This is a genomic window from Mycoplasma marinum (genome assembly GCF_004335975.1).
In the GTDB taxonomy this organism is placed as follows: Bacteria; Bacillota_I; Bacilli_A; order Mycoplasmatales; family Metamycoplasmataceae; genus Mycoplasma_K; species Mycoplasma_K marinum.
The window spans coordinates 1-7,109 of sequence record NZ_PSZO01000030.1; the positions used below are offsets into that span (position 1 = coordinate 1).

Annotated in this window: 7 protein-coding genes; 3 read left to right on the forward strand and 4 right to left on the reverse strand. The window is 28.3% G+C overall.

Annotated elements, in window-relative coordinates:
* Both C4B24_RS04325 and dcm read right to left on the reverse strand, forming a co-directional pair.
* Positions 1–1,588: DUF262 domain-containing protein (locus C4B24_RS04325; protein ID WP_131599549.1), on the reverse strand; the 1,588-nt coding region annotated here is incomplete at its 3' end.
* A complete protein-coding gene (dcm, locus tag C4B24_RS04330; RefSeq protein ID WP_131599550.1) occupies positions 1,581–2,789 on the reverse strand; it encodes a DNA (cytosine-5-)-methyltransferase in 1,209 nt (402 codons plus the stop codon). The genes C4B24_RS04325 and dcm, both read right to left, overlap by 8 nt.
* Before the next feature lie 198 nt (positions 2,790–2,987).
* Here dcm and C4B24_RS04335 point away from each other — a divergent pair, with 198 nt between their 5' ends.
* Both C4B24_RS04335 and C4B24_RS04340 read left to right on the forward strand, forming a co-directional pair.
* Entirely contained in the window at positions 2,988–3,248 is a 261-nt protein-coding gene (locus C4B24_RS04335; RefSeq protein ID WP_131599551.1) for a site-specific integrase, read from the forward strand.
* A gap of 27 nt (positions 3,249–3,275) precedes the next feature.
* The gene (locus C4B24_RS04340) at positions 3,276–3,719 is read left to right on the forward strand and encodes a tyrosine-type recombinase/integrase (protein ID WP_317133708.1); all 444 of its coding nucleotides are present in this window, start codon (positions 3,276–3,278) and stop codon (positions 3,717–3,719) included.
* 65 nt (positions 3,720–3,784) lie between these two features.
* Here C4B24_RS04340 and C4B24_RS04345 read toward each other — a convergent pair whose 3' ends face one another.
* Positions 3,785–4,732, reverse strand: coding sequence for a GIY-YIG nuclease family protein (locus tag C4B24_RS04345; protein ID WP_131599553.1), 948 nt, complete (start codon positions 4,730–4,732; stop codon positions 3,785–3,787).
* Positions 4,733–4,753: 21 nt separating this feature from the next.
* A complete protein-coding gene (locus C4B24_RS04350; RefSeq protein WP_131599554.1) occupies positions 4,754–6,664 on the reverse strand; it encodes a DNA/RNA helicase domain-containing protein in 1,911 nt (636 codons plus the stop codon).
* A gap of 43 nt (positions 6,665–6,707) precedes the next feature.
* On the opposite strand from C4B24_RS04350, the gene C4B24_RS04355 reads away from it, so the two are divergent.
* Positions 6,708–7,097 carry a (deoxy)nucleoside triphosphate pyrophosphohydrolase gene (locus C4B24_RS04355; protein WP_131599555.1) on the forward strand — a complete coding sequence of 130 codons (390 nt, stop codon included), beginning with the start codon at positions 6,708–6,710 and terminating at the stop codon, positions 7,095–7,097.
* Positions 7,098–7,109: the final 12 nt, after the last annotated feature.

Here is a 7,109-nt window from a genome sequence, read left to right on the forward strand (position 1 = left end):
CATCATCAATATATTTTATATCTATGAATTCTTTATATTGTTCGAAAAGAGTGTCTTTATTTATTTCATAATCGTTCATTCTTAGGATAGTAAGGATAAATGTTTCTATTTTCTTCTCGTCTAAAGTATCTTTTTTCTTGAATTTTTCTAAAATTTCATTTGTAAATACTTTTTGAAATTCTTCTTCATTTTCATCAACAATACTCGAGAATTTATTTAATAAGTGGTTTTTAAATAATTCCATTGTATTTAGATTAATTGATCCTGTATTCATTTTTTCAAATAATCTATATTCATCTGATTCATAGTCCATGATGACAGTGAATAAAATACCCTTAAGAAGTTTCGATCAAAACTCTTCTGCATCTGCTGAAGTTTTTATATTTACAGACAATCACATTAATGTATTTACAAAATTTTCGTGAATTTTTGTTTTTCTTAAGTCTTCCTCGTTATGTCTACCTGTAATCATTGCTTGAAAGGCATCAAAGTCTTTATTTCCTTTGATTTTAATAAACCTATCTGAATAGACATTAACTCCCTCATTCTCCTCTTCAAATAGCTCAATAACCATCATTGGAACTCCTCACTCTTGAGAAACACATAAATCAAACATTGCTCTAGTAATTATTGACAATGAAGTTATTCTTTGTTGTCCATCAATAATCTTTTGTCATTCATTCATGCCTTGATTTCTTTCAGTACTTTTTTGAGGTATTGTCATGATTGTTCCAATATTATGTATCTTTCTGATATCAATATTTCTAATATCAACCAATAGCGTAGCAAGTGTGTCTCATGCTCACCTGTATTCACGTTGATAAATCGGAATTTTAATTTTAGAATTTTCTGACATACTTTTTCTAAGGAACGTACCTAACGTTATTGCTTCTATAAAGATTTCTTGGTCAATCTTTCTTTCTACATTTATTTTTGAGTGAACAGGTACATTCCCTATTGAGTCCATTATTTTTGAAAAATTATCTATTTTACCAAGCAACTTTCTCCTAATATCAAACTTTAATTGTTCGTCATACTTTTCAATCATTTCAATGAATATTTTATAGAATTTCTTAAAGCTTTTAACCCTACCATTTTCAAGCATTAAGTTTATTTGGTCTTCAGATTTTTTATCTGTAGAAACAAGAGAAAGCGCAATTGAGTATACAAAATTTTTGTGCATAGGCATATCTTCAAGTATTCCCTCACCAATGAATTCACTCCTTATATCCTTTGCAACTTTTTCAACAATCATTTTTTGCCAATCTTTTTCAAGTCCTTCTTCTTGAGTATCTTTATTAATTAAAACACTATATTGTATAGTTGGTTTAAGAAGACTTTTAACCTTGCTTATAGGACCGGTTTCCAATTCGATCATTCCTAAAAAGCAAATAACCCTTATAAATTGCATCATTTTTGTTTCTTGATAAACTTCAGTACTTTTATTGCCATTTTCATCAACAAGAACATAACTATTTGCTTTGATTTTTTCTACCCTTATAAATTTAGGGTTGTTTTTAGAGCAAAAAATTAGAAACTCTGTATAGTACTTATCGATATTAGTTCCTATTTTTCATGGTTTAATCATTTTCCCTCTTTTCTATTTGATCTATAACTTTAAATACAGCCTCAAGCACTTTAACTGCTATTGAATTACCCGCTTGTCTGTATAAACTTTCTTTTGTCAATGTTTTATTAACTAATCATTCATCTCGCACCTTATCAAAATCTTTTGAATCAAATCCCATAATTTGATAAGCTTCTCTTGGCGTAATAAATCTATAATCTAACTTACCTTCAAAATTATTTTTATATGGGATCATTCCTACATTTGGGTGTCTGTCTTGTTTGGTTGTTAATGTATTAATTCTCGTCATTCCTTTTTTAGTTAAATCTTTATTTTCTTTAGCCATTTTCACTCTTGATTTTGTATTGTTTGGAACTGCATGTTTGTATTCTTCTATTAGCGTTTTATTATTTAAATTAAAATTCAAAATCTTTTTTATTTCTTTGACTGACTCTTCTTTGTTTAAAACGTATTTTTGTCCGTCTAACATTTCTTGAATCATTTCTTGGGTTCATTCTTTATTTGGATTTAGTATTGAAATTCCAAATACTCTTTTACGAGTTTGAACCATTCCAAAGTTATCTGCTCTTAACTGGAATGTGAATGTGTCATAACCAAGGCTGTCTTTTAAAAGATTTTTCCATTCCTCATAATCTTCAAGATGTTTTTTATTTAATAAGTCCCTTACATTTTCCATTAATAAATATTTAGGTAACTGTTGATCATTATCTTTTGCTTCTTGCAATATTCCACCTATTTGTCAAATTAAGTTTGAAGTAGAGTCTGCATCACGCTTAATACCTTTTGCACGGCCCATATTAGCAACAGAAAGACCTTGACAAGGAAAAGAATAAGTCAATAGATCAACATCCCTTATATCGGATCCTTTTACCTTTGTTATATCTGGATTGTTTCGATTGGTAATTGATGCCGCTGCCAATCTTTTTTTGAAGTTTAGCGGTTTTCTAATTACATGTCCTGGTGTTTTGGAATTTAATGAAAAAGTCCTGTCTAATAATCATTTATTAATTTTCTCTTCTGTTTCCAATTTATTTTTCTTTAATACATTTTCAACATCATACTTATGGTGAATGAGTGAATAAGCAATGACTGCTCTTGCATCTCATTCAGCGGTCTTTGTAACTTTGAATTTATTGTGTGTTTGTCCCTTTATATTTGTAATAGCTTTATGTTGAGCACCAATGCCTGCAAATGTTTCCATTATTTTTATATGGTTAACTTGAGTTTTCTGTACTAATATGCTTAAAAAAGTTCCACTTAAAAAAATAAAAAGGTATAATTTTTTCAATATGAACAAGAAAAAAATAGATAAAACTCAAGTTATCTCTATTTTTTTACACATAAGCTAACAAGAAGGTATAAAACTATTTTGCTTTAAAGCTTTTCCTATCATTAATATGTGACATACAAAGAACATTTAGAAAAAATAAAAAACCATTCATCAAGAACGGTAGAAATATATTTAAAATATGCCAATACATTAGAAAGGTATGAAAGGGATTATAAAGGCATGTTAATTGACACAAGTGAAATTTCAATAAACTCAAGAAGATTGATGCTTTCAGCTATAAAAAGCTACTATAAATTTTTAAAGGACGAAAGATATCGAGAAATAGAATTACCAAAGAAAGAAATAATTGTTAAAGATTTTGTCTCTTAAAAAGAGTATAAAGAATATTTATCAAGAATAAATAGAAAAACAAAAATGGGTTTTCAAAAAAGAATAATAATTAGAATATTATTTGAGACTGGAATTCGTTCATCAGAGTTATTAAACCTTAAAAAGAGCAATATCAAGAATAATGAATTACATGTTTTTGGAAAAGGAAGAAGACAACGTAAAGTAATGATTTCCGCTTGATTACAAGAAGAACTGGAAGAGTATTTAAAGACATGTAGTGAAATTCTATTCCCATTTGGTTATAAAAATCTTTATAACAAAATAAATATATTGGATGGTTCAAGGAAATTGTCCCCACATATGTTTAGAAGGGGCTATGCAAAATTCTGCTATGCCCAAAATATTAGTATTTACGATATTTCTTTATCCATGGGTCATAGCAATATTGAAACAACTGCAGGTTACATCAAACGTAATAGCGAAGATGTTGAAATTTACAAAATTTTTTAAGAAGAAAAACATCGAGCAATCCAATTTATAGAAAAGTGTTCTGTATTTTGGATTTCGATGTTTTGCTAATAATTTAAATCAACAAAATCTTTTATTAATTCAAATGCTTTTTCTTTGGAAACCAACGAATTTAATGTTCCTCTTGCAGTTCCATTTGTTTGTATCCTAAAATAAGCAAGTGTTGCAGCAGCTATTCACCCTTTGACTCTATTTGAATTAGTTAATTCACTATCAATGGTAGCATTCCCTTTTGATTTATATAGATAATCAAAAAGACATTTAACAGCTGAATTTTTATTATAAATTTCAATCTTAATCTTCATATAACCTTTTGTTGGTGATTCATTAAAATCTAAAAATTTAAAGATTTTATGGTTTTTATCAATAACTTTATTCTTGACATCTTTTTGAACAACTATTTGTTTAGTAATGGAATTATCCCTGTTCACATCCATAGTTTTAATTTTAACCATTCCTTTATTTTCAATATCTTGAATTTGGTTGGAATTTAATTCATCAAATATGTCTTCTATATTTAAGTATGAGAAATTTTTTCATATTCACCTAGCCATATTAATGTGGTCATTGTGATTCAAAAGATTTCTAGTCTTTCTATTTTCTATTTTAGCGTTGCCAAGAGTTAATCCATTGTCGTTTGCAAACTCAATCAAAATAGATTCAAGATCTCTTATTTGTTCTTTATTCAATTCTTCAAGGTCATATTTATAAGTGGCAAATGTAATACTTGAAAATTCCTTCATCTTTTCATGCTCAGAAAAACGTTTTTTAAGGTTTATTGTTTCACCAATATAATATCCTCCATCCAACCTTAAAAAGTAAACCCCTGCTTGTGAAAGGTAATCATTTTTAAGTTGGTTCTCAATAATTTTAGCAGTGTCATCAAAATTACCGTTGTTATTATTGATTTTTATTATTATTAATTCTTGATTTGGAGAAAAAATTAATTCAAAAGAATCATATGCCCTAATCTCTGTTTTTATATCTCTTTTCATATTTACAGTATAGCACGATTATTAATTTTCAATTTTGGAGTTCAAATAACTATTCAAATCCGGATCTTCAGCAAAAACATGTGTTGTTTTAGTCCCTCTAGTCAACATTACTTTTATTCTATTTAGAAAGTAACCTTTATTTAACTCATAAGTATCTCTTCCCCTTAAACTTTTCGCTTTTGAATTTGGTGATCAAGTTTGAGAAGTTAACACCTCTTTTCCAAGTCTTTCTCTATGAAAAATTATTTGTTTGTTTTCATATGTAAAGACGTTTGGGATGTATACAAAGATATTCTCAAATTCATAACCTTGTATATGATTAAAATACGCGATATAAGATGCATGAGGATTACCAGTTAAAAATAACTTACGGTCATTGGCATATTTCTTAACGTTTTTATTATACGTTTCATAGTCTTCAATATTATTCTTCTTAACTGCTTTTGCCCACTCTTCATTTGGGTTTCACGGAAATCCAATTTCACCTATTTTTAATGTTGCTTTCGGTCTTCCATTTTCATCAGCAGGACCAACATAGTAACCACTTGTTCATAACGAAGTTATTCTGGTCGACTTATTGTCTTCTCTTTTTGCAAAATATGAATCAGTAAAGTCTTTTGCATTTTCATAAGAATATAATTTGTAGATTTGATTTTTATTAATGTATTTTGATTGTTCATATTCAATATCTCCAGAAATTGTTTTTCTATTATAAAAAGTATGATCAATTCAATCTAGCAATGATCTTTCTCCAGAGTTTCTGAAACTCTCTTCAATATTAAATTCTCTAACAATATGACCAGCTTCAATCGCTATCTCTTTTACTTCTTCTTTTGTAATACCTTTACGGTTAATTACTTGATCATTATCAATTAATACAATTGCAAACTTTATATTTTTATAATTCCTTGAGTAATTAACTATACCAGTGTCTCTACCAATTGCTTTATGAGCTTCATCTATTATTACCGAATCATATCCTTTTCACATTGTTGCACCAGAAATATTTTGAGAAAGTATAGCCTTATAATGTTCATCTTTTATAGCCTTCCTAACTTCTTGACCAGGAAGCATCATTTGCATTTTCATACCTAATTTTGCGACAAATAGATTCATTAATTTGAACGCAATAATAGTCTTTCCAGATCCTGGATCTCCCGAAATTATAAAAGTCATTTTATCTTCTTGTTTTCAAGATTTTATAAATCTCTCAATTTTGTTGAATATTATTTTCTGACTTCCAACCAATTCAATGCTTTCAAAGTTTTCTTGAACCGACTCTTTAAATGTCTTTGTTGGCATTCATCTAGCGGTTTTAAATAACTCAAAAGCTTCCTTTGATTCTTTTATTATTGTTTGATGTTCAATAGAGCGAGAAAGTTCTTCTTCATTTTGTTGATAGTAAAGATTTGATTTGTTTAAAATATCCTCATACTCACCTTTTAAGAGTGGTGAATTTTCATCATTTAAGTTATGGAGGTAAGCTCCAGATTTAATATCTATCTTACCTTCCATGCCCATTTCATGCTCTAATCTAAATTTATAATCAGTAGCTTGATCTGAAGGGTGTGAATCAGTATATCTTCCCACTCTAAAAGTATTCCACTCTTCTTCTTTAACTTCCGATCACTGTTTTAGTTCTAATAATCAAGCAGAAGGTTTACCTTCCTTATTCTTTCCAAGTATTATAAAATCAATTCTCTTCTTTGAAGTTGGTATATTAAACTCAATCAAAACTTTCCTAAAATCCTTATTAGATTTATTTATTAGTTTTGCAACGCTAGGAAGTGAATTCGCCCATGATCTCTGTTCATTTTCAGCGACTTTTATACCAAATTTATTTCACAAATTAGTTCTTATTTCAGCAACTAAAACATTAGGGTCTTTTGAGGACTTCAAAAAATCATTTACATAAGCATCATATATAATCATATTTACAGTATCGCAGAAAAGATAAAGCTGGTAACATTAAAATATGAAAAAGAAAATCTATGTAGTTGCTGCAGTAATTAAAATAAGAGAAAAAATGTTGATAATGCAACGAGGCGGAACGGGAATATTAAATAATAAATGAGAATTTCCTGGTGGAAAAATTGAATATGGAGAAACAATTCAAGAAACTATAGTAAGGGAAATAAAAGAGGAGCTTGATGTAAATATTAAAACTTCAAATATTATTGGAATTACAGAATATGAATATCCGTTTGCAATAATAAATTTAACTTTTATAAATTGTGTTTTACTAGATTCTAAAGAATCAATAAAATTAAATGTTCATAAAGATATGAAGTGAATAACATCGGATCAATTTGACGAAATAGATTGAGCTGAAGCAGATGTAGAAATATTGAATAAATTAAAGTAGTTTCGACTACTT